This window comes from Clostridium sp. UBA5712, assembly GCF_002419845.1.
Lineage (GTDB): Bacteria > Bacillota > Clostridia > Clostridiales > Clostridiaceae > Clostridium_J > Clostridium_J sulfidigenes.
Genome location: NZ_DIGW01000012.1, coordinates 102,296 through 124,643, shown reverse-complemented (window position 1 = coordinate 124,643; position 22,348 = coordinate 102,296). Strand labels below are relative to the sequence as shown.

At 29.3% G+C, this 22,348-nt stretch carries 21 protein-coding genes, 1 pseudogene and 1 riboswitch; of the genes and pseudogenes, 7 read left to right on the top strand and 15 right to left on the bottom strand.

Translation table 11 applies throughout. The features are described from left to right. Positions 1–398 precede the first annotated feature (398 nt). The gene (locus tag B3B03_RS10330) at positions 399–1,712 is read right to left on the bottom strand and encodes an FtsW/RodA/SpoVE family cell cycle protein (protein WP_346877251.1); all 1,314 of its coding nucleotides are present in this window, start codon (positions 1,710–1,712) and stop codon (positions 399–401) included. Beyond that, positions 1,700–2,044, bottom strand: a complete 345-nt coding sequence (locus tag B3B03_RS10325; protein WP_035133937.1) for a PadR family transcriptional regulator — start codon at positions 2,042–2,044, stop codon at positions 1,700–1,702. The genes B3B03_RS10330 and B3B03_RS10325 overlap by 13 nt, the downstream gene beginning before the upstream one ends. 274 nt (positions 2,045–2,318) lie before the next feature. Between B3B03_RS10325 and B3B03_RS10320 the strand changes: the two genes are divergently transcribed. Further along, entirely contained in the window at positions 2,319–2,858 is a 540-nt protein-coding gene (locus B3B03_RS10320) for a 50S ribosomal protein L25 (RefSeq protein WP_035133935.1), read from the top strand. Positions 2,859–2,940: 82 nt separating this feature from the next. Here the strand turns inward: B3B03_RS10320 and B3B03_RS10315 are convergent, their stop codons facing one another. The 3 genes from B3B03_RS10315 to B3B03_RS10305 form a co-directional block, all read right to left on the bottom strand. Next, positions 2,941–3,828: a YitT family protein gene (locus B3B03_RS10315; RefSeq protein WP_346877250.1), complete on the bottom strand. Its 888-nt coding sequence runs from the start codon at positions 3,826–3,828 to the stop codon at positions 2,941–2,943. Between the two features lie 217 nt (positions 3,829–4,045). Continuing rightward, positions 4,046–4,235, bottom strand: a riboswitch (cobalamin riboswitch). 76 nt (positions 4,236–4,311) lie between these two features. Beyond that, positions 4,312–5,484 (bottom strand): cation:proton antiporter, encoded by a 1,173-nt coding sequence (locus B3B03_RS10310; protein WP_346847330.1) that lies wholly within the window; start codon positions 5,482–5,484, stop codon positions 4,312–4,314. A gap of 18 nt (positions 5,485–5,502) precedes the next feature. Next, positions 5,503–5,847 (bottom strand): hypothetical protein, encoded by a 345-nt coding sequence (locus B3B03_RS10305; RefSeq protein WP_346847329.1) that lies wholly within the window; start codon positions 5,845–5,847, stop codon positions 5,503–5,505. Between the two features lie 188 nt (positions 5,848–6,035). On the opposite strand from B3B03_RS10305, the gene B3B03_RS10300 reads away from it, so the two are divergent. Further along, a complete protein-coding gene (locus B3B03_RS10300) occupies positions 6,036–6,548 on the top strand; it encodes a superoxide dismutase family protein (RefSeq protein WP_346877249.1) in 513 nt (170 codons plus the stop codon). 121 nt (positions 6,549–6,669) lie between these two features. On the opposite strand, the gene B3B03_RS10295 is transcribed toward B3B03_RS10300, so the two are convergent. Then, entirely contained in the window at positions 6,670–10,038 is a 3,369-nt protein-coding gene (locus B3B03_RS10295; RefSeq protein WP_346877248.1) for an AAA family ATPase, read from the bottom strand. 57 nt (positions 10,039–10,095) lie between these two features. Then, entirely contained in the window at positions 10,096–10,767 is a 672-nt protein-coding gene (locus B3B03_RS10290; RefSeq protein ID WP_346866995.1) for a Crp/Fnr family transcriptional regulator, read from the bottom strand. A gap of 108 nt (positions 10,768–10,875) precedes the next feature. Here B3B03_RS10290 and B3B03_RS10285 point away from each other — a divergent pair, with 108 nt between their 5' ends. After that, a complete protein-coding gene (locus tag B3B03_RS10285) occupies positions 10,876–11,088 on the top strand; it encodes a DUF362 domain-containing protein (RefSeq protein WP_346877247.1) in 213 nt (70 codons plus the stop codon). Then, entirely contained in the window at positions 11,088–11,669 is a 582-nt protein-coding gene (locus B3B03_RS10280) for a 4Fe-4S binding protein (RefSeq protein WP_346877246.1), read from the top strand. The genes B3B03_RS10285 and B3B03_RS10280 overlap by 1 nt, the downstream gene beginning before the upstream one ends. A gap of 27 nt (positions 11,670–11,696) precedes the next feature. On the opposite strand, the gene hydG is transcribed toward B3B03_RS10280, so the two are convergent. Both hydG and B3B03_RS10270 read right to left on the bottom strand, forming a co-directional pair. After that, positions 11,697–13,115: a [FeFe] hydrogenase H-cluster radical SAM maturase HydG gene (gene hydG, locus B3B03_RS10275; protein ID WP_346877245.1), complete on the bottom strand. Its 1,419-nt coding sequence runs from the start codon at positions 13,113–13,115 to the stop codon at positions 11,697–11,699. 82 nt (positions 13,116–13,197) lie between these two features. After that, entirely contained in the window at positions 13,198–13,443 is a 246-nt protein-coding gene (locus B3B03_RS10270; RefSeq protein WP_150845249.1) for a TM1266 family iron-only hydrogenase system putative regulator, read from the bottom strand. A 310-nt stretch (positions 13,444–13,753) separates the two neighbouring features. On the opposite strand from B3B03_RS10270, the gene B3B03_RS10265 reads away from it, so the two are divergent. Beyond that, positions 13,754–14,692: an AEC family transporter gene (locus B3B03_RS10265; RefSeq protein ID WP_346877244.1), complete on the top strand. Its 939-nt coding sequence runs from the start codon at positions 13,754–13,756 to the stop codon at positions 14,690–14,692. A gap of 169 nt (positions 14,693–14,861) precedes the next feature. Here B3B03_RS10265 and B3B03_RS18065 read toward each other — a convergent pair. The 4 genes and pseudogenes from B3B03_RS18065 to B3B03_RS10240 all read right to left on the bottom strand — a co-directional run bounded on the left by B3B03_RS18065 (position 14,862) and on the right by B3B03_RS10240 (position 18,619). Beyond that, a pseudogene (locus B3B03_RS18065) lies at positions 14,862–15,619 on the bottom strand (metalloregulator ArsR/SmtB family transcription factor). 110 nt (positions 15,620–15,729) lie between these two features. Next, positions 15,730–16,050 carry a rhodanese-like domain-containing protein gene (locus B3B03_RS10250; protein ID WP_346877304.1) on the bottom strand — a complete coding sequence of 107 codons (321 nt, stop codon included), beginning with the start codon at positions 16,048–16,050 and terminating at the stop codon, positions 15,730–15,732. Positions 16,051–16,300: 250 nt separating this feature from the next. Then, positions 16,301–16,864, bottom strand: a complete 564-nt coding sequence (locus tag B3B03_RS10245; protein WP_346847320.1) for a GNAT family protein — start codon at positions 16,862–16,864, stop codon at positions 16,301–16,303. 249 nt (positions 16,865–17,113) lie between these two features. Then, the gene (locus B3B03_RS10240) at positions 17,114–18,619 is read right to left on the bottom strand and encodes a carboxypeptidase M32 (RefSeq protein ID WP_346847319.1); all 1,506 of its coding nucleotides are present in this window, start codon (positions 18,617–18,619) and stop codon (positions 17,114–17,116) included. A gap of 681 nt (positions 18,620–19,300) precedes the next feature. Between B3B03_RS10240 and B3B03_RS10235 the strand changes: the two genes are divergently transcribed. Both B3B03_RS10235 and B3B03_RS10230 read left to right on the top strand, forming a co-directional pair. Further along, positions 19,301–19,870, top strand: a complete 570-nt coding sequence (locus B3B03_RS10235) for a LemA family protein (RefSeq protein ID WP_346847318.1) — start codon at positions 19,301–19,303, stop codon at positions 19,868–19,870. A gap of 2 nt (positions 19,871–19,872) precedes the next feature. Next, positions 19,873–20,679, top strand: a complete 807-nt coding sequence (locus tag B3B03_RS10230) for a TPM domain-containing protein (protein WP_346877243.1) — start codon at positions 19,873–19,875, stop codon at positions 20,677–20,679. A 72-nt stretch (positions 20,680–20,751) separates the two neighbouring features. On the opposite strand, the gene B3B03_RS10225 is transcribed toward B3B03_RS10230, so the two are convergent. Together B3B03_RS10225 and B3B03_RS10220 are read right to left on the bottom strand one after the other, a co-directional pair. Continuing rightward, the gene (locus B3B03_RS10225; protein WP_346877242.1) at positions 20,752–21,612 is read right to left on the bottom strand and encodes an undecaprenyl-diphosphate phosphatase; all 861 of its coding nucleotides are present in this window, start codon (positions 21,610–21,612) and stop codon (positions 20,752–20,754) included. 184 nt (positions 21,613–21,796) lie between these two features. Then, positions 21,797–22,201, bottom strand: coding sequence for a PqqD family peptide modification chaperone (locus B3B03_RS10220; protein WP_346847315.1), 405 nt, complete (start codon positions 22,199–22,201; stop codon positions 21,797–21,799). Positions 22,202–22,348: the final 147 nt, after the last annotated feature.

The following is a 22,348-nucleotide window of genomic DNA, read 5'->3' as shown; positions in this document are numbered from 1 at the left end:
TAATCTCCTTCCTAAAATAAATAAAACCACATAGATTGATTCCATGTGGTTTAAATAAGAAGGCATCAAATATAAAAACCACATAGATATATCTATGTGGTCTAATCACTAAACATTTGAGTATAGCAAATCTTCCTAACCATCATAGACACAAACCAAATTTGTTAAACTGGCTTGCATCTATAATTGTTTATAAATACAAACCCTATCTATAATAGCTAAGATAATATGCCATATTAACTTTTGTTGATTTAAAGTTAATTTCTCTACTCATTTTAATTCTCCTAAGTGTTATATTTTATTAAATACTACCATCATTATATATGTATGTCAACAAATTTTCTTAATACTTTTATTATATAATAATAGTAAATCATAATTTTTATTTTATTAAAAACCTAATTAACTTCTGCATCATATGGCGTATTTCTCCACTTGCATACATTAGATACTAAACCTATAGCTAAAATATTAATTAAAAGTTGGCTTCCACCATAACTAATAAATGGCATGCTTACTGAAACTGTAGGTGCTAATGTCAAGCTAACAGAAATACTTAGTAAAAACTGCACTATAAATAATGCACAAAATCCACTTACTAGTAATTTACCATAGGTTTCTTTAGTACTTTTTCCTATTATACCCATTCTTATTATGAATGCTAAAATTAAAGAAATTAGTATTATTCCAGCAATCCATCCAAAAGAATAAACTATATAGGTAAATATAAAGTCTGTATGAATTTCTGGCAACATATTTGGTATAAAATTTGCTCCCTGTCCAAACAATCCCGCCGATTCCCTTAATTTAACTAGTTGATTATAAATCCATCCCATTCCATCTACATCTAATGAAGGATTAAAAAGCACATGAAATCTTTTTATTCTGTAAGGTTCACTAACCATACAAGATAAAAAGATAACCCCCATAGCTCCAAAGGAAGTTATAATATGTTTTAATTTCACACCTGATATAATCATCAAAGTAATAGCTGATATGGCATATATAATAATGCTAACTGAAGCATTTCCAATAATAAAAAATATTATTGGTACAAAAGCAATAAAAATCCCTTTTAATATACTTTTAATCTCATTCCAATTCCACTTATCAAGCATTCCAGCTAAAGCAATGATTAGAAAAAAAGGTGCTATATTAAAAGCATTAAAACTAATTGGCCCAATAACTATCCAGCCCATTTCTCCATTTATATAGCCTGTATTTATAAAGATTTGGGATATTAACAGAATTATTACTCCACTATAAACATATTTAGAGTACTTTTTTAATTTTCTATAATCAATTTTAAGTAAAACTGCTGTTAATATAATTCCTCCTGATGCATAAATTATAGTCTTACCTAAAAAATTAGCATATGAACTGTGTGTCAATGCATTATTCTTCTGAATGAAGCCTAAAGTAAATATGCTAACTAATATAAATATAGCGGTTATACCTAAAAGCATCCAATCAGGAGATGCTTTATGAACCATATTCAAATCCCTTCCTATAACTTCGTATGAACCCATTTGCATAATAGCTTTATCTATAGCTTCCTCCTCCGTTATTCCAACATCTCTGTACTCTTGTATAATCTCTTCTATGTGATCTATAAGTTCCTCTTTTATTTTTTTATGAACTCTTTTATTTTTAACTAATCCACATACTTCTTCTATATACTTTTCTACCTTCGGATGGTTTACTGTAGACATAAATCTCCCTCCCCTAATACTTCATTAACTGTAGAACTAAACAATTTCCATTCTGCTTCTTTTTCTTTGAGAATTTTGTTACCATTTTCCGTTATCTTGTAATATTTTCTCTTACGCTTTCCTTCGCCTTCATCCCAGTAAGCTTCTATAAAATTTTCATTTTCTAAACTATGAAGAATAGGATATAGCGTTCCCTCTTTAAAAGAGAAAATACCCTTAGACCTTTCTTCTATCTCCTTAATCATTTCATATCCGTACATATTTTTTCGATTAAGTAGACTTAATATAAGTATTGTCGTGCTTCCTTTCAAAAGTTCTTTATTTATTTTCATAATTCCACCCCTTACCTCGGTTTACTATACATAGTATATCTATGTATAATTATATATGTATATATTTACATTGTAAAGTATTATCTATTCTAATATTTTATGAATTTTGCTTTTTCCTTAATATATGTTATCATGGTATAAGTATATTTAAGGAGGTTGATGCATATGTGGGCTTTGTATAAGCTCTGTGTGTAATTAATAGTGCTTAGATTCATTTATATACTGAGCTTAATAAATCAACAAAAAATTATTAAAAATAAGTGAGGGATTTATTATGAAAAGTACAACATTTAAAGTATATGAAAGAAGCTCAAAGGAGAATTTAAAGAAGCTTAGAAATTTGGGAGAAGTACCTTGCGTAATCTATGGTGAATTTTTAGAAGAACCTATCTCTGCTAAGATGAATAAAACTGAACTGTTAAAAATGTTAAAAGGCAGTTTTAGTGGTTCTATCATACCTATTGATTTAGAGGGAAAAACTCTAAACTGTGTAGTTAAAGATATTCAAAAAAACAATCTACACGAAATTATACATTTTGATTTACAATATGTTAAACCAAATGAAGTAATTAAACTAACTATTCCTATAAATTATATAGGTCAAGAAAATTTGGAATCTAAAAGACTAGTTTTAGAAACCTTTAGACCATATCTTGATTTTCAAGGAAATGTAGAAAAGATTCCAGAATATATTGAAGTTAATGTAGCTAATATGCAATTTAATGATAAACTACTAGCTAAAGATATTAATATTCCAAGTGAAGTAACCCTTCTTACTCCTGAGGACACTATCTTAGCTGTAGTAAATGGCTAATGCAAAATGAAATTTAAATTTAAAAAAGTGCTGATCTTATAAAAGACTAGCACTTTTTTCTTATATTTATTTAAATTACGTCTTAAAAAGATAACTGTTTAAATCCCTTTCCATGAGCTTCATTCACATTCATTATGGATATCACTGCATTAGCATCAATATCTAGTATAGCTTTCTTGGCCTTTTCCACTTGTTTAGAACTCATTATAGAATATATAACTTTCTTTTTCTCTCCTGTAAAAGCACCTTCTCCATGAAGAAAGGTAACACCTCTTCCCAAAAGTTCCAAGATAGAATTTTTTATTTCCTCTGGATTATTACTTATCACTATAATTAATTTTCTCTCATTAGTCATAGTAATAGCCTTATCTAGAATATAGGCTCTTATAAATAGAGATATTAACGTATAGATAGTTATAGTTAGATCATTTAAAATTAACCCTGTAAAAACAATGACTCCATTTAATATAAATGTCATAGAAGCTAAATTAACACCATACTTTTTCTTTAAAGCAATAGCTATTATATCCGTTCCACCTTCTGAAGCCTTATTTAAAAATATTATGGCCATACCAAAACCACATAAAACTCCTCCACTTATGCATGATATTAATAAATCATCTACTTTAATAAATCTAGTTATATCTTCAGTTAATATTAAAAATATGGACATTGATATCATACCAATAAAACTTAAAAACCCAAATTCCTTATTAATTACCTTAATTCCAAAACAAAATATAGGTATATTGATAAACAATGTAAAATACCCTGAAGGAATATCTGTTACATATTGTAAAAGTAATGCTATCCCAGCTACTCCCCCACTTAAAAACTTATGTGGAACTATAAACATATTTACACTTAAAGAATAAATTAAACTTCCTAAAAGAATTAATGATACTTGACCTAGTTTTTCTTTGATATTACTATCAGAGATAAATTGTTTAGTTACATATATACTACTCATTGTAATCTCCTTGTCTTAGCTAATATTATTAATGACCTTAAGATTAATCACTCCCCTGCATTTCATGTATATAAACTTATGTTTTTATACATGAAAAAAGACATCCTATACGGGATGTCTAGTATAACAATTAAAAGATTTACAAAAGTAGTTTCTCTTATGAAAAGCACTAAATACATCTTTCATGTTAGACACCTCCCAGTTTCCCCGTGGGTTTTTTGGTCTATATCCTATGGCAGGTCTCCTGACTTCATATCAACATGTATTCTAACCTTCCCATTAACTAAGTTAACAGTGGCTTATCTAGAATACACTCCTTGTTACAGTGACGGGTTCGTGTTGGATTTTCACCAACTTCCCTTTTAATTTAAAGAATAAACTTTAAAACCATAAAATATATTTAATTTTATACATTCATTATATCATTGTTTATAGTGAATTTAAAGCCAAATCAATGATGTTATACATGAACCATATTTATTATTAAGCTTTATTTGCTTCACCTGCTTTAAATATTGCAATTTTAGTACATAGTGGGCCTATTAACTCATATATAACAGTTCCTGCCAATATTATAGTTCTAATTTGGGTACCATAAGCTGGTAATTCATTTTGAACTATAAGTGCTAGTCCAATAGCTACTCCTGCCTGTGGTACTAAAGTTAATCCTAAGTATTTTTGAACTATAGGTTCTGATTTAGCTATCTTAGCTCCTAAATAAGCTCCTAAAACTTTACCAATAACTCTAGCTATTACATAGCCAGCTCCAATTATACCTACAGTCTTCAAAACTGACATATCTAGTTCTAATCCTGATATGGTAAAGAATGCTATAAATATTGGATTAGTAAATTCATCTAATACAGTAAGTAATTTAGTTTTACCATCGGTAATGTTACTAATGGTTCCACCCATAACCATACAAGTTAATAATCCAGACAAATGTAATTTGTTAGCTAGGCCTATAGCTAATAAAATTACACCTATAGCCATGCTCATAGTTTGCTCTCTACTGTTAGATAACCTATTAATAAATGCTAACACAAATCCTAGTATTATTCCTAAAACAGCAGATCCTATAATCTCTATAAAAGGATTCATTATTGACATCACTGTCAAAGCTCCTGTACCATTTGTTAAAGCTTTTGCAATAGATAAAGCTATTCCAAAGGCTATAACTGCAATGGCATCATCTATAGCAACTACTGGTATAAGAGTATTTACTAAGGGTCCCTTAGCTCTATATTGCTTTAGAACCATAATTGTAGCTGCAGGTGCTGTTGCTGAAGCTATTGCGCCTAAAGATAAACTAAAAGCTAATGGTTGCTTAAATACTGTTATCATAACTAAAGTTACAACTACTACTGCCATAAGTGCTTCAAATAAAGCTATAATTATAATTCCAGAACCAATTTTCTTTAAATCCTTAAAATTAAGAGAACTACCTATACTATAAGCAATAAACCCTAAGGCTGCCTCTGAAATAACTGTTAATCCATGGATAGCTTCAGTAGGTACAATCTTTAAAACAAAAGGTCCTATTATTATCCCTGCTACTAAGTATCCTGTTACCTTTGGTAGTTTAATATAACTTACTAGTAATCCTAAAAATATACCTGCAAGTATTACTATCCCTAGTACATATAACCAATTCATCTTTAACTTCAGTCCCTCCTATTTTTGTTGAAAGCTACCTCCAATTACTCTATTAACCGGAATTGTAAATGCTATTCCATTACCTGGACCATTTAATCCTCCAGTTACTTTGTTAATAATCTCTAGTGCTTGTTCTATTCTTTCTTTCTTTAAAACGGTAAATACTGTTTTATTAGATGACCTTCCTTTGTTTAATAACAATTGAAGTGAAGAAAACATACTTGCATCTTCACAACTAGATAAAATATTAGCCATCCCTACAGTATCAATAATTGTAGACCCACTTATACCTATGTTAGTGAATTCAACCATTATTTCCTCTAAATCTCTTGGGTCATTTAATACAAATATAAGAACTTCCATTTATATCCCTCCTCTTCCTTATATATCTATTATATATTTTCGGTTGATTAAAATCAAATTTACATAAATTTTATTTAATTAAACTAAATTTAACAAAGTGCATAAAATATTTATATTTTGCGTTCACACACCAACTTACTACAACATATTATAAATTATATTGTATCAATAAAATGGAGTGTATTAATATGAGAATGGCTAATGATAAATTTAGTATTAACGATATAATTATGAATCATGGTATGCCTGAACCAACAGCTTATGCAGTAATTGAAGGTGGACCTTTAGCTCCTGAACTACGTGGCAGAGCATTATTTTGCTGTTTAGATGATGGGATAATTCTTAGAGTATATATTACTGGTATTCCAAGATACAACTCTGAAGGAAAACCTTCACTTTTCCATGGATTTCATATTCATGAGTTTGAAAGTTGTAATATAGGTGATCCAAGTGATCCTTTTAAAACTACTGGTGGACATTGGAATCCAACAAATGAACCTCACCCTTATCATTATGGAGATCTTCCACCACTAATGTCATCAAATGGTATTGCTGCAATGGATGTTTATTTAAGCAGATTTTCTATAAAAGATATTGTTGGAAAAGCTATCATAATCCATGAAAATGCTGATGACTTTACTAGTCAACCTGCTGGTAATTCTGGGAAACGATTAGCTTGTGGAATAATAATGCCTACTTAGATACTGTTAATACTTATTAATTGTTAATACAAATTCTATATATCAAGCTTATAAATTTTATACTAAAGTAAAGAACTATATCAAAACATATCTTGATATAGTTCTTTACTACTTTATTTTACTACTTTACAATATTTCTTTTTAAAAATTCTTTCTTACTGTTTATAATATCATCTAAGGTTATAAAATTTATACTATCTCTACTAAATTCTTCATCACATATTCTAATACTCTGAGTTCTTATAAGATTATCTAAATACTGTTTTATCATTAATCCATTTTTTATTACTAAATTTGGATTACCGTATATGTCTATTATAGTTTTATTAATTTCCTCTTCTGCATCCTTCGATAAAGAATATCCCTTTTTACTTAATATACTTAATGCTATATTACATAGTCCCATATAATCATAATCTTCAAAATCAAACCAAGTTGGAAATCTATAGTTAAAGGCTGGATTAGATAATACTAGTTTTTTCATCCCTTCTTTTTCTCCTGAAAGGATTAATATAACCTTATTATTTTTATCTAAGAATTTAATGAAATCTGATACTATTTTATTATATTGCTGTTCCTCTAGGAGAAGGTCTACCCTATTTAGAAATAGCATTTTCCCTGAAAATTTACTAAATATATCTTCAATTTTTATTCCCTTATTAATCATTGCCATGAATTCATATTTATCCATTTCTACAATGTTTTTGGCTTTAACTATTCCCATACTATAATACATTTCTGAGAGAATATTAGCTACAGTTTTCTTCCCTGTTCCATTTTCCCCTGTAAATATTATATTCATATATCTATTGATATCTGAGCCTAATCCTAATTTCTTTCTTCTTTCTCTAACTTTTAAAAGCTTATATTGATTTTTCAAAAATTCCTTTGCATCCTCATTACCAACTAATAGCTCTAATCTACTATCTAGATTAAAGATATTATCATCTTCAATAACATTTATATTTTCTACATCCTTAGCAGTTATAAGGTTCATCTCATAGACACTGATATCCTCTTCTACAATTCTTATGCTTTGATTTCTGATTAGTTTTTCCACATAATTTCTAACCATCCTTCCATTTCCTGATTGTGCATCTGAGTTATTGTAGATTTCAACAAAGCTTTTCTTTAAAGCTATGTATCCATTCTTAGATAACTTAAACCCCTTTGCTTCAACAAGCTTTACAGCCATCTCAAAAAGTTCATTGGGATTATAGTCTGCAAAATTAGTCCATAATGGAAATCTTGACCTTAATCCAATGTTTACATCGAAGAATTCTTCCATTTCTTCTTCATACCCAGCTAATATCACTATTACTTCTTTAGAATAATCTTCAATTAACTTTAACAGAGTCTCTATGGCTTCAATTCCTAATGAATCATTGGCAAGGGTATATGCTTCATCAATAAATAATACTCCACCTAAAGCTTCTTTAAACTTCTCTTCTGTTTTCTTTGGGGTTTCCCCTGGAATTTCTGATACAAAACTTGATCTATCAGTTTCTACTAGTTGGCCTACCTTTAATAATCCCATACTATTTAGCATTTCAGCTACTAATCTTGCTATGCTTGTTTTACCTGTACCTGGATTACCTGTAAATACCATATTTAAATTTTGCTCTATCTTAGTATTTACTCCAACAGACTTCCTTTTTTCTTGAGCAACTATAAGCTTATATTGACTTCTTAATAGTTTTTTAACGTCATCAAGTCCTATTATTTCATTTAATTTTTCTTCTAAATCAAACTTTGCATTTGCTCTAAAGTTAAAGTTATCTCTATCTAATAAATCAATTTCCTTATCACTATTAGTTAGATACTTTTTAGAAGCATCAATTATTGCATTTTCCACTATGTTTCTTACAAACCTAGCATTACCTAAATCATTTTTGCCTGTAATTTGGTTTCTTGTAAATAAATCTATTAACCCTGCTTTTACATTTTTGGTTATTCTATACCCCTTAGATTTAGCTATGTTAACTGCTATTTCATACATTTCTACTGGATTGTAATCTTTAAAGTGTATAGTATTCGAAAATCTAGATTTTAGACCTTGATTTATAGTTAAAAATCTTTCCATATCCTTTTCATAACCAGCTAATATGACTATTAAATTATCTCTATTGTCCTCAATGCCCTTAAGTAATGCATCTACTATTTCCTTACCTACCTTATCTTCTTCACTTTCACATAAGGAATATGCTTCATCTATAAATAGTACTCCTCCTAAGGCGGAACTAATTATATCATTTGTTCTCTTAGCTGTATCATTAATGTTCTCTGTAACGAAATCTGCTTTACTCACCTCTACAAATACACCTTTAGATAATATACCTAAGGCGTTTAAATATTCAAAGGTAACCCTAGCTGCATTAGTCTTTCCTGTGCCTGCATTTCCCGTAAATATCATATTCATAGATATCTTTGAAGTTTTTAGTCCAAGTCTTTTTCTTATTTTTTGTACCTTCCAATTATTTTCAACATTTATTATAAAATTCTTAAGTTCCTCTATACCTATTATAGAATCCAATTTATATTTTACTTCTTCAAGGGTAGGTACTAGATAGTTTTCTAACTTGTATATTTCATCATCTGATTTGCAATATATCTCATTCTTATCTACATATATTAAAATCTGACTTTCATTATAAAGTCCTTCTTTTTGTATTAGGTTCATAATTGGTTTGTAAATTTTATAGGATATATATTCACTGATTCCAAAATTGCTATCTTCTATGAAGTTTTCTTGTAAGAAACTACAAATTCCAAAGTTATCTTCCTCTTCATCTTTATTCTCTATTCCAAGAACTATATTTCCTTGCATATGCTTTTGTATACCATCTATTGACCTTAACACTTCTCTTCTAATTACTTTATTTTGTTCCTCTTCTGTAAGGCTTTCAGTATATAATACCTCTTCCCTATTATCTAAAATTCCATCTCCTATTACATTATCATCACTATTATAAATAAATATGAAAAACTTATTATGACAGATAAATTCTCCTATATTGTCTATATCCTTAATCTTTGCTTCAATAAGAAACTTATTTTTCATAATGTAGTTATCTTTTAACTTTAAACAAGTATTAGGATATATTTCTGATAATACCTTTAAAATATTTTCTGAAGCTTTTTCAGTATTTTTGAACATTATTACCTGTGAACTACTATTTAGTTTTTCATATAAGTCACTTAAAAAAGCATTATATCCTAAATTAAAATTGTAAGAGGCTAAATCTATTTCATCTATATGATAATCTTCAGTTATTCCTTCCTCGTTAAGTTTTTCAAATAATAGCCTTACACTAGCTTTTTTAAAAGTTCCTCGTTTACCGGCTAAAAGTAATATGCCTTTCTTATCTTCTTCAAACTTTTCTTTAAAATAATTGCACAATTTATGAATAAATTCTCCTTGCCCTATTATTTCATTATTCATTTTTTTTACTATATTTAAAAAACCATTACTTAAACTTTTGTCTTTCATATATAAATTCACCCTTTCTTTTGTTTATGTAGTTATCTTTGTATTATAATTTCTTTACTAATTATATAGTTCTTCTAAATCTTTTAGTAATTGAATTTTTCCTCTTGATATTAATAAATACCCTTTTTTCTCTAGTTCCTTAAGCTTTCTGCTTATTACTTCTCTTGAAGAATCTAATTCAAAAGCAAGTTCCCCATGGGTTGTATAAATTATTTTAGTATTCTTACTAAGTAATAATTTAACCAATCTACTTTCTAAAGATTCATGAATTCTAGCTTCTTTGTTTTCTATAACCCCTCTAAATTTTGCATATAAATCTTTATATATAACTTGCATAAATCTAAAATCACTTAATAAATAGGCCTTCACTATATCTGATGGTAAAATAGCAATTAAAGAATCTTGCATGGCTATGCCTTCAATATTTAATGATTGACAATTTACAAAGCAGCTTAATGCTTCATGACATAGCTCACCACGCTCTACATTGTACAAATTAGTTTCATTTCCCTCTTCTGTTACTTTTTGAACCTTTATAATTCCACTTATAACAAATAACATACCTATACAGTTTCCACTATCTGTTTTTAAATACTCCTCACTTAATAGACTTTTAAAAATTACATTTTTTCTTATAATTTCATGGCTATCATCTATTTCTTTTAATACAGGATAAGCATCATACAAAGCTTCAAGTCTTTTATTAAATACATCTAAACTATTTAACATATTGTCCTCCTAAAAAATTGCTTGTGTGACTATATCACATATTTTCTTTTAATTATACAGTTATAATATGCTTACTACAACATTTATAAAACAGGAGGATATAAATTTATGGAAAAGAAAATTGTTAAAAGGAGGGCTTATGTGGATACTAGCTACTGTGTAGCCTGTGGTGCTTGTGAAAAAGTCTGTCCCCTTGGAGCCATTGCTATTAACAAGGGTATTTTTTCAAAGGTTGATTATGATAAGTGTGTTGGATGTGGAAAATGTGTTAAAGCTTGCCCTGCATCTACTATAGAAATTAAACAACTAGGAGGCAACTAATGAAAAAGAAGAAAAAGCATCTTTATGAATATCTTTGGATATTATCATCCCTATATTTAATTTTAGGGTTATTTAATATACTCTTTGCTTGGCTAGGATTAATTTGCTTTATCGTACCTTTATTAATTTCAATAGTTAAAGGAAATAAAGGCTATTGCAATAAATACTGTGGTAGAGGACAACTATTAGATTTATTAGGAAATAAATTAAAATTATCAAGAAATAAGCCTATGCCTAAATTTTTAAAATCTAAATATTTTAGATACGGATTTTTAATTTTCTTTTTAACTATGTTCATTAGTATGGTATTTAACACATATTTAGTTTTCCAAGGGACAAATACTCTAAAAGAAGTTCTTACTATACTTTGGACCTTTAAATTACCTTGGAACTTCACAGATTTATCCTATGTTTCTCCTTGGATAGTTCAATTTAGTTTTGGCTTCTATAGCTTAATGTTAACTTCAACTTTCCTAGGTATAATTACCATGGCCCTTTATAAACCACGTTCTTGGTGTGTTTATTGTCCAATGGGTACCATGACTCAAGGAATTTGTATAATTAAAGATATGAAAAAATAGAGGGCTAACCCTCTATTTTTATTATATCTAGAATCTAAAATCACGTTTTCCTTCATTAAGTTCTTTTAGGTGTTCCTCTACAATACCCTTAACTTTAGGATTAGGAATTTTCATAGCTTCATTTTTTATGACTTCTTCGCCTTTAGCTTTTGTATCTTCAGATGCATAATCCTCTAGATACTCTTTTAAAGTCATTAGGGCGTTAGGTAAACAACAGTTAGAAATTTGACCTGATTTTACTAACTGCATAAATCTGTCTCCTGTTCTACCTTCACGATAACAAGCAGTACAAAAACTAGGAATATATCCCATACCAAGTAACCAATTTACAATTTCATCTAGAGTTCTTGTATCACTGATATCAAATTGTGCTGAATTTTCTTCTTCTTTTTCCTTCTGAGCATATCCTCCAACACTTGTACATGAAGCTCCACTAATTTGAGAAACTCCAAGATGAAGCACTCTTTCTCTAGATTTTTGAGATTCCCTTGTAGATACAATAATTCCTGTATAAGGTACTGAAATACGTAAGATTGCAACAATCTTTGCAAATATATCATCAGAAATTCCATTAGTAAAATCTTCTGGATTTACTTCATCAGCAGGACAAATTCTAGGTACACTGATAGTATGTGGTCCTACTCCCATGGATGCTTCTAAATGCTCTGCATGCATAAGTAATCCAACAAAATCATACTTATACATGTTTAATCCAAATAAAACTCCTATACCAACGTCATCTATACCACCCTCCATAGCTCTATCCATAGCTTCAGTGTGATAATTATAATCATGCTTTGGTCCTGTTGGATGTAATTCTTCATATAATTTTTTATTATAAGTTTCTTGGAATAATATATATGTTCCTATTCCAGCTTCTTTTAATTTTCTATAATTCTCAACAGTAGTAGCAGCAATATTTACATTTACTCTTCTTATAGCACCATTTTTATGTTTTATGCTATATATAGTCTTTATACTTTCTAATACATATTCTATAGGAGAATTTATAGGATCTTCACCTGTTTCTAGTGCAAGTCTTTTATGTCCAAGATCCTGTAATGCAATTACTTCCTTTTTAATCTCTTCTTGAGTAAGTTTCTTTCTAGCTATATGTTTGTTTCCATGGTGATACGGACAGTATATACATCCATTAACACAGTAATTAGAAAGGTATAATGGAGCAAACATAACTATACGATTACCATAAAATTTATTCTTTATCTCCATAGCTAGCTCTTCTATCTTTTTATTTTCTTCTTCTAAATCACATTCTAATAGTACTGCTGCTTCTTGGTGGTTTAAACCTTTACATTCTCTAGCCTTCTCTATAATACTATTTATTAACTCTTTATTATTTTTATTTTTCTTAGCATATTCAAGGGTTGATAATATTTCTCCATCTTCAATAAATTCAGTTGCTACCTTAGATTTTACATTATACATACATCTACTCTTCTTTCTTAATAAGATTTTAAGTGCTTTATTCTAATATATACCTAATTCGTTCTGATTTTATATATTTACTCTACTTCTTTGAATAGATCGTTTTTACAGTAATACCATCGAGCATACCCAACTTACCAGATAATGAACTAATAATATCATTAGTTGCATCTATAATTACGCTGATAACACACACCTCCTTGTCGCGATATGGTACCCCCATTCTCCCAACAATATATTGTCCATAGTCATGTAAAATATTATTTAATTTTTCTGTAGCTGTAGTATCCTCTACTATAATTCCAATCAATGCGATTCTTGTTTCCAAAGCTTAAGCTCCCCTCAAAAAAATACTCTCTGCGTCCCAATAGAGAGCAGAGATAGTATATCGCTATCCTATGACACCGCCTTATCATTTGGGCTAACCCTCATGTAATTCAGAACGATTTAAATCTATTACTCTTCCTCCTTGGATACTTCCTTAGAGTAAGACTACATTTTTATTTTAACACCTATTACAAATATTATCAATTATTACTTATACATTGAAAAACACTTTAACTTTGTATACAATTAATTGGGACAACCATATAAAATATGAGAAATAGATTAACAAAATACTAGAAAGGATATTAATTATGGGAAATTTGATTTTATCAATTAATGTAGTTTTACCACTGTTTCTTACCATGGCTTTAGGATATGTATTAAAGCGATTGAAAATGTTTGATGACAATACTCTAAAGGTTATGAATAGTATCACCTTTAAGGCTTTTTTGCCTCTATTGTTATTTTATAATATATATAAAACAGATTTAAAAGGAGCTATAAATCCGAAACTTATTTGCTTTGCACTTATAAGTGTTACCCTTACCTTTATAGTACTATGCATTCTCATTCCCCTTATTGAAAAGGATAATAAAAAACGTGGTGTTTTGATACAAGGTATATTTCGTAGCAACTTTATAATATTTGGTCTACCTGTAGCATGTTCCCTATTTAGTGAGGACAAAGTTGGTGTTGTAGCTATACTAATAGCCACTGTTGTTCCTTTTTTTAATATGTTAGCAGTGATATCCTTAGAAATTTTTAGATGCGGAAAGCTAGATATTAAAAATACTCTAAAAGGAATTATTACTAATCCTTTAATTATAACATCAGCAATTGGACTATTATTTCTTATCTTTGGAATAAAACTTCCAACAGCTATTGAAAAATCCATAAGTGATATATCACGAATTGCTACACCTCTTTCCCTTATTTTACTTGGTGGTTCCTTTTCTTTCACCGATGTAAAAGCTCACTTGAAACAAACTATTATAGGTGTAACTGGTAGACTTATTGTAGTTCCTAGTATTCTTATGCCTATAAGTATATGGTTAGGTTTTAGAGATATAGAACTTATAGCGTTAATGCTTATCTTTGCATCCCCTACTGCTATTTCTTCCTTCACTATGGCTCAAAAAATGGATGGTGATAGTGAATTAGCTGCCCAAATAGTAGTATTTACTTCAGCCTTTTGTATACTTACAGTATTCCTGTGGATATTCACATTAAAACAGTTTAGTTTAATTTAGGGGATAGATTAAATATATAGTTGGACTATGTAAAAATAATCCGTCAACATGTTATAGATTGTATATTCTATCACTATAGTTTTCAACAGAACCATTATTAAAAGAACTGTATGAAAATAGAAGCACTTATTTCTATTTTCATACAGTTCTTTCAATTCTTAATTATATTTTAATGATGGTCACATCCATCATGATTACAAGTATGATTCATAGCGAATTCTGATAACTCACCATTTTTAAGCTTCTCTAAGTTTGTATTTATAGTTCCTTCTGCTGCTCTATATACCTTTATTCCTTGGGAGTTTAACTTAACTATAGCCCCTTGACCAATACCACCTACAACCACAGCATCTACTACTTCTCCTGATAATGCTTTCATTGGTTGACACATACCATGCTGATGACCTAAATCACCATTTCCTATAGTCTTAACCTCATTAGTTTCTAAATTACATACTACAAACATTGGAGCTGTTCCAAAGTGTCCATATGGTACACTCTCCATACCTTCATTAGATTTAACTGGAAAACAAACCTTCATTACTCTTCCTCCTTTAATCTCTCTTTACAGCATTTCTTTACCACCTTACAATTTTTTTCACATTGTAAAGCATGAAAGCTCTCTAAACTTACATTAAACTTATCATCTATTGAGCATATGTCATCAGTAATTAATACATTAATAAATTCTATAGCTTTTTCTAAAACTTTCTTATTTAAGTCATAGATTACATGATATCCTCTTTTGTAACCTACAATTAAATCTACTTCCTTAAGAATTTTAATGTGTTGTGATACTGCAGCTTCAGAAATTTGTAAATGCTTAGCTATTGCCTTTGCACAAATATTCTTCTTAGATAATAATATTAGTATTTTTATCCTTGTCTCATCACCAATAGCTTTAAAAACTTTTACACTTTCTATCATATATACTCCTTTTATAATATAATTTAATTAAGCATTAACTTAATTAAATTATATTACTCTTAAGTGATTATATCAACTACAAATTAAAATATTCTATACAATAATTAAAGTTATTTTCTTTTAGCCCCTTTATATGCTCCAATACCACCTCTAACATTAATCACATTAAACCCTTCTTTAGTCAATCTCCTACAAGCAAGTGAGCTTCTCGAACCTGTTTGACACATAAAGTAATATTCATCTTCTTTTTTAAGATATCTATCTGGATTGTTTAAAAGATTTCCCATTGGAATATTTCTAGCTGTTTTTAAACTTCCATTTCTATATTCATATATTTCTCTAACATCAATTAAATTAATCTTACCTAACAAACTATCTATACCATTAATACTTATTACTTTTCCATTATCCCTTTTTAAAAAGTTAAATATTGTAATGCCTCCCTATATATGATAACTCAAAATCTGCTTTTTATTATACATATATTTTACCCTTTTTAATATTTTATTTATGTGAGTTAATCACTTATTGTTTATTATTAATGGTCAGATGGATTTTGCAGTCACTAAATTTAGATTTAACTAATTTTCATATAAAATGTAATAAAAAAATAAGAACTATAAAACTGAAAGTTTATAGCTCTTATTTTTTAACAGCCTAATGTTATATATTGTCTTCTTTCTATTTTAGTGCTTCACATATAATTGATTCATGAAAATCAGTATTCAATATATCCATGAAGACTTCGTCAAACTCATTATTTCCATATATAATAGAGTTTCTTCTTCTTCCTATCTCTTTAAAGCCAATCTTCTTGCATAAGTTAATGGCCCTTTCATTAAAAGAAAAAGTCTCTATCATTATGTTTCTAAGATTTATCACATTAAAAGCAAAATCCAATATTAGCTTTGTTGCTTCTGTTCCTATACCTTTATTTCTATGATTCGAATCTCCAATAAACATTCCAAGAACAGCATTTCTGTGTATGTGGCTTATTCTCATAAGCCTTATGACCCCTATAGCCTCGTCGTTTTTAGAGTCAACTATATAGAAGGCATATCCTCTCTCATTCATACTATTTAAATACTCTCTTTGAGCATCAACTGTTATCATATCTGATATATCTCCAGTTCTTAAGGAAACCCTCAAGTCATTACTCCATTGAGCTACCTTATCTGCTAGTATATCATCCACTGGAGAAAGATAACATTTATCTCCAACTAATTTCTTTAAAAATTTCATCATATCTCACTTTCTTTTATGCATGCTAAATCTATTGTATTTTACGGAAACTCCTTCTCATATATATTCGAATGAGTAAGTTCAACTAACTAAATCATAGATTTAGAGTCTCACTTAAGTTCCACTGACCAAATATAAAATTTGGAGTGATGTTGCTAAAGCAACCTTTCGCTTTGCTCTCGAAGAAACTCCTTCTCACATGCGTTCGAATGAGTAAGTTCCACTGACCAAATATAAAATTTGGAGTGTCACTTATATTTCGTAGATTTCTCCGTATTTTTTATTTAGGTACTCTAAGAAATATTTAGGATTTAACTCTTCTCCTGTTACTTTTACAATAAGCTCCGATGGAGTATAAAGAGATCCAAACTGATGTATGTTTTCTCTTAACCAATCTTTTATCACTGCAAAATTACCATTTTTAACTTCTTCGTCATAGGTAGGTATATCTTGTCTCATTTTATTTAAAAATTGGGCTCCATATACATTACCAAGAGCATAGCTTGGGAAATATCCAATTAAACCTGCACCCCAATGAGTATCTTGAAGAATTCCTTCTGAATCATTTTTAGGCTCTACACCTAAATATTCCTTGTATTTTTTATTCCAAGCAGCTGGCAACTCTTCTACTGTGATTTCATTATTCATGAAAGCTCTTTCTAACTCATATCTAATTATAATATGAATACTGTAAGTTAATTCATCTGCTTCTGTTCTAATTAAAGAAGGTTCTACCTTATTTATAGCTTTATAGAAATCTTCTAAATTAACTCCTTCAAATTGAGGGAATCTCTTTTGAGCCTCTGGATAAAAATAAGCCCAAAATTCCTTACTTCTTCCTAGAATATTTTCATAGTATCTAGATTGTGATTCATGTACACCCATAGAAGTTCCACCTGAAATACCTGTATATTCTAAATCATCTGCTGAGTTTTGCTCATAAATACCATGTCCACCTTCATGAATATTGCTAAAGAAAGCACTTCTAAAATCATGTTCATCATAATTAGTTGTTATTCTAACATCTTTATTTCCGAAGTTAGTTGTAAATGGGTGAACAGTAGTATCTAGTCTTCCTGCCTCAAAATCATATCCTAATTTTTCTAAAACAAATTTACCAAATTCATCTTGATCTTTGATAGGAAATTGCTTTTTAAAGAAGGACTCGTCTATACTTACCTTAGAGGCTTTAATCTTCTCTAAAAGCTCCACTATACCATCCCTAAGCTCTTTAAATACTTTATCTACCCTATCTACAGTCAATCCTCTTTCATAATCATCTAAGCACTTATTATATATATTTCCTTCATATCCTATATATTCAGCAAATTCCTTATTAAACTCTATTATCTTTGCTAGATATGGCTTAAAGCCTTCATAATCATTGTTAGCCTTAGCTTGTTTCCAAAATGCTTCTGATGTTGAACATAACATTTGATACTCTTTATTTCTTTCAGGTGGTATCTTTATAAGTTCATCATAGTTTCTTTTTAAATTTTCTATAATCTTTTTATCCCTGAAAGATAATTTGTCCATTTTATCTGAGAAATACTCTATCCATTCCCCTATTCTTGGAGAAGTCATAAGTTTTATACACTCTGAATATAGATATCCCACTACTTCAATTCTTCCATCTATAGCTTTAGATGGTATTCCTGTTTGCATATCCCAATGTATTAAGCTTTCTGCATGAATTAAATAAGTTACGTTTTTAATATGCTCCTTTACTTCATTTAATTTTTCATTAATAATCTCCATTCTCCCCACTCCTTATAACTTGTATTACATAATTTTCGTTGTACTAATTATATCTTTATTTTCAATATAATTCCATAGTTATTTATTAAATTTATATATTATTGCTTTATGCTACTTATTTCATTAAAAAACTTTATTCAATTTATACACCTAATTTTTAATCACATTAATTTCCTTCTAAAATTATTTATAATCTAATCATAATTTTGTCACACAGATGTCACAATATACCCTTATTATAAATATCAACAGGAGATAATAAATATTTCGTAAGTAATTCCCCAAGATTATATAAGAGATAATTAATTTCCTAATATTTAAAGCAAATAAGTTACACCCTGGAATAAGTATCTCCACTTTTAATATTACTTTTTAGTAATATTAAAAGTGGAACCCCTAAGTATTAAGTAAAAAGTACTTCATAAATAATCCCCCGATTATAAATGAAGCTAAAAATTAACCCCTCAAATAAGAAAACCCTGTGTAAATCACAGGATTTTCTTATTTACATTGATTTTGTAAATTTTCTTGATTATAATGAATATAATGTAAAGCAATGGTTTTAATTTATAACTCATTACTTTATGTTTCTAATTAATCTTGTTAATAATAAGATTAATTCATATATAATATGTGAAATTAAAACATATACTAAATCAAAGATTGAAAGGAGAATAAATTATGAAAAAAGGTATGAAGGTTTTCCTTCCTATAATAATTATTGTGATTATTATTGCTGTATTTTTAGTTGGAAATTACAATAATCTTGTAACTCTTAAACAAGGAGTTAGTGCAGCGGAATCAAATATTGATACTCAGCTTCAAAGAAGATCAGATTTAATCCCTAACCTAGTTAATACAGTAAAAGGATATGCAACTCAAGAAAAGGAAATATTTACGGAAATAGCTGATGCTAGGGCTAAACTTGCAGGAGCTACAAATATCTCTGACCAAGCAGCTGCAGATACTGAACTATCTAACGCTCTTTCTAGATTGTTAGTAGTGGTTGAAAATTATCCTGACTTAAAATCTAATCAAAATTTCTTAGATTTATCAGTGCAATTAGAAGGAACAGAAAATAGAATTGCCATTGCTAGACAAGATTATAACAATGTAGTAACAAATTATAATACTAAAATCTTAAGATTTCCTACCAACATAATTGCTTCATTATTTGGATTTGACGAGAAACCATTTTATAAAGCAAGTGCAGGTGCTGCAGAAGTCCCTTCTGTAGACTTTTCTAAATAAATATGAAGAGTGCAATTAAGTTTTTAAAACACTGTCTTTCTTTGCTTATTGTTATACTACTACTCTCTTCTTTTAGTGCATTAGCACAGGATACTTATCCTAGTCCAACTGTATATAAATATCTAAATGACTATGCAGGTATTATAGATAATGAAGATGCCAATAAAATTATTTCTCTAGGTAAGGAGCTTGAGGATAAAACAGGTGCTCAAGCTGTAGTTGTTGTAATGAACACCCTAAACAATACTCCAATTGAAGATTATAGCAATAGTCTCTTTAGAACCTGGGGAATAGGTGAAAAAGGCAAAGATAATGGTCTTTTAATTCTTGTAGCCATAGATGACAGGGAGTGGAGAGTAGAGGTAGGAAGAGGTCTTGAAGGTGCAATACCTGATGCACTTTCAAGTAGAGTTATGACTTCCATCGCAAAACCAAGTTTTAAAAGTGGAAATTATAGTGAAGGAATTCTAAATAGTTATAGTGTTTTATGTGATTATGCTAGTAAAGAATACGGTGTCACCTTAGATAAGTCTTTGAATGTGACAATGCCTAGTGAAGAAAATTATGAGGATAATGATGGTTTTAATATATTTATATTTATAGCTATCATCATCATTGTATTTATAGATTCCATCTTCAATAGGGGTAGATTACTACGAATGTTGTTTTGGACTAGTAGAGGTGGAAGAGGTCCTAGAGGTGGCGGTGGCTTTGGTGGCTTCGGCGGCGGTGGTTCTTCCGGTGGCGGCGGCTTTGGCGGCTTCGGTGGAGGTTCTTCCGGTGGCGGTGGATCATCTGGTAGTTGGTAGTTATAAAAAAAGAGAACAAGTTCATTTTTTCAATGAATTTGTTCTCTTTTTTTATTAAAGTTATCATTTAATTTAAGCTACTAAGGTAATAACCTTTGTAAATACTAACACAGCAAGTAGTACTCCTACTGCTACTCTGTATATAGCAAATACTCTCATAGGCTTTTTCTTTAAGAAAGTAACAAATTTGTCCATAACTATTATTGATACAACAAAGGCAACAATAAACCCAACTATTAATGCAACCCATAAGGTTGGAGTCATAATAGAATAGTTAAATTCAAATAAATCTTTAGCTGATGATCCTACCATTGCAGGTACTGCTAGGAAAAATGAGAATTCTGCTGCTACTGGAGTGGAGAGCCCTGCAACCCAACCTCCCATTATGGTAGATGCACTTCTTGACATTCCTGGCCATACAGCAAGAACTTGGAATATTCCTACCTTTAATGCCTGCATAGGTGTTATATCATCTATGTTTTTAACAGCTTTACTTTTTCTCTTTCTAAAGAAGTTTTCCACTATAAGTAGTAAAAATCCTCCTACTAATAATCCAACAATTACTGATTGAAGATTAAATAAACTTTTAATTTGCTTATAAAAAATTACTCCTACTATTCCCATTGGAATACATCCAATCAATACATTAATTCCAAATTTAAATCCAGTTTGACCCTTCTTACCAAATGTGAATATGAATTTAAAAAATTCTATTACACTATCCTTAATCTTATTCCAATATAATACCACTACTGCAAGTATGGCCCCTAGTTGAATAACTACCTGAAACATATCAGCAAACTCACCACGGAAGTTAATAGCATTACCAACTAATATCATATGTCCTGTAGATGAAACTGGAATAAACTCTGTTAACCCTTCTACTATTGCAATAATTATTGCCTTTAATATAAATATCAAATCTAAACCCACTAATTTTCACTCCTTGCTACTTGTACCCATTTTTGACATACATATAGTTTACCTTACATGTATAAATAGAACAAGAGGATAACCTTACATATATCTTTCAATGATGTAAGGTTGTCCTCTCTAACACCTATAAACCTTGTATTTACACAGGTCTTGTAATTTTAAATTTTATGTTAATTAAATATTATGTATATTTAATTTCAACTTCTTTATCATATTCTTTAAACTTTATCCATCCTCTTTTAGATATGTATTTTAAATAAGTTACTAATCTATATAGCTCTCCATCTACATTTTCTTTATAAATTTCTGCCATGAGCTTTGCAATATCATAAACAGTTCTATTTCCATCTATATACTTCCATACTGTAGAACATCTCTCATCTAGTTCTAATTTAGTTTCAGGAGTTCTTTTAACCATCCAAGCTAGAAACTTTTTAACTGGATCAGTAACTTTTATATGGATAACAACTTTACCATCTTTTTCTTCCCAATTTTGTTGTTTAATTTCAGGTACATAAAGGGCAAAATTATGCTTTGTATCTTGAGCTTGTTTTTCTATTTCTTCTTGCTTTTTCTTATTTTTCATGCAAAATTCCTCCTAACTTATTTATAACTATTAAATATAAGATATTCTTTAATTCATTTTATTATTCTTTATTATATAAATTAATTTGTTACCAATTATTAAAATCGCTTGTCCACAGATAGACTTTACCTGTGGCAAAGCGATTTT

What these genes read in the sequence shown, in the direction of transcription:
- B3B03_RS10330 (WP_346877251.1), bottom strand. Translation starts at nt 1,712, where the DNA reads ATGTCTACAGTAAACCATCCGAAGGTAGAAAAGTATATAGAAGAAGTA.
- B3B03_RS10325 (WP_035133937.1), bottom strand. Translation starts at nt 2,044, where the DNA reads ATGAAAATAAATAAAGAACTTTTGAAAGGAAGCACGACAATACTTATA.
- B3B03_RS10320 (WP_035133935.1), top strand. Translation starts at nt 2,319, where the DNA reads ATGAAAAGTACAACATTTAAAGTATATGAAAGAAGCTCAAAGGAGAAT.
- B3B03_RS10315 (WP_346877250.1), bottom strand. Translation starts at nt 3,828, where the DNA reads ATGAGTAGTATATATGTAACTAAACAATTTATCTCTGATAGTAATATC.
- B3B03_RS10310 (WP_346847330.1), bottom strand. Translation starts at nt 5,484, where the DNA reads ATGAATTGGTTATATGTACTAGGGATAGTAATACTTGCAGGTATATTT.
- B3B03_RS10305 (WP_346847329.1), bottom strand. Translation starts at nt 5,847, where the DNA reads ATGGAAGTTCTTATATTTGTATTAAATGACCCAAGAGATTTAGAGGAA.
- B3B03_RS10300 (WP_346877249.1), top strand. Translation starts at nt 6,036, where the DNA reads ATGAGAATGGCTAATGATAAATTTAGTATTAACGATATAATTATGAAT.
- B3B03_RS10295 (WP_346877248.1), bottom strand. Translation starts at nt 10,038, where the DNA reads ATGAAAGACAAAAGTTTAAGTAATGGTTTTTTAAATATAGTAAAAAAA.
- B3B03_RS10290 (WP_346866995.1), bottom strand. Translation starts at nt 10,767, where the DNA reads ATGTTAAATAGTTTAGATGTATTTAATAAAAGACTTGAAGCTTTGTAT.
- B3B03_RS10285 (WP_346877247.1), top strand. Translation starts at nt 10,876, where the DNA reads ATGGAAAAGAAAATTGTTAAAAGGAGGGCTTATGTGGATACTAGCTAC.
- B3B03_RS10280 (WP_346877246.1), top strand. Translation starts at nt 11,088, where the DNA reads ATGAAAAAGAAGAAAAAGCATCTTTATGAATATCTTTGGATATTATCA.
- hydG (WP_346877245.1), bottom strand. Translation starts at nt 13,115, where the DNA reads ATGTATAATGTAAAATCTAAGGTAGCAACTGAATTTATTGAAGATGGA.
- B3B03_RS10265 (WP_346877244.1), top strand. Translation starts at nt 13,754, where the DNA reads ATGGGAAATTTGATTTTATCAATTAATGTAGTTTTACCACTGTTTCTT.
- B3B03_RS10245 (WP_346847320.1), bottom strand. Translation starts at nt 16,864, where the DNA reads ATGATGAAATTTTTAAAGAAATTAGTTGGAGATAAATGTTATCTTTCT.
- B3B03_RS10240 (WP_346847319.1), bottom strand. Translation starts at nt 18,619, where the DNA reads ATGGAGATTATTAATGAAAAATTAAATGAAGTAAAGGAGCATATTAAA.
- B3B03_RS10235 (WP_346847318.1), top strand. Translation starts at nt 19,301, where the DNA reads ATGAAAAAAGGTATGAAGGTTTTCCTTCCTATAATAATTATTGTGATT.
- B3B03_RS10230 (WP_346877243.1), top strand. Translation starts at nt 19,873, where the DNA reads ATGAAGAGTGCAATTAAGTTTTTAAAACACTGTCTTTCTTTGCTTATT.
- B3B03_RS10220 (WP_346847315.1), bottom strand. Translation starts at nt 22,201, where the DNA reads ATGAAAAATAAGAAAAAGCAAGAAGAAATAGAAAAACAAGCTCAAGAT.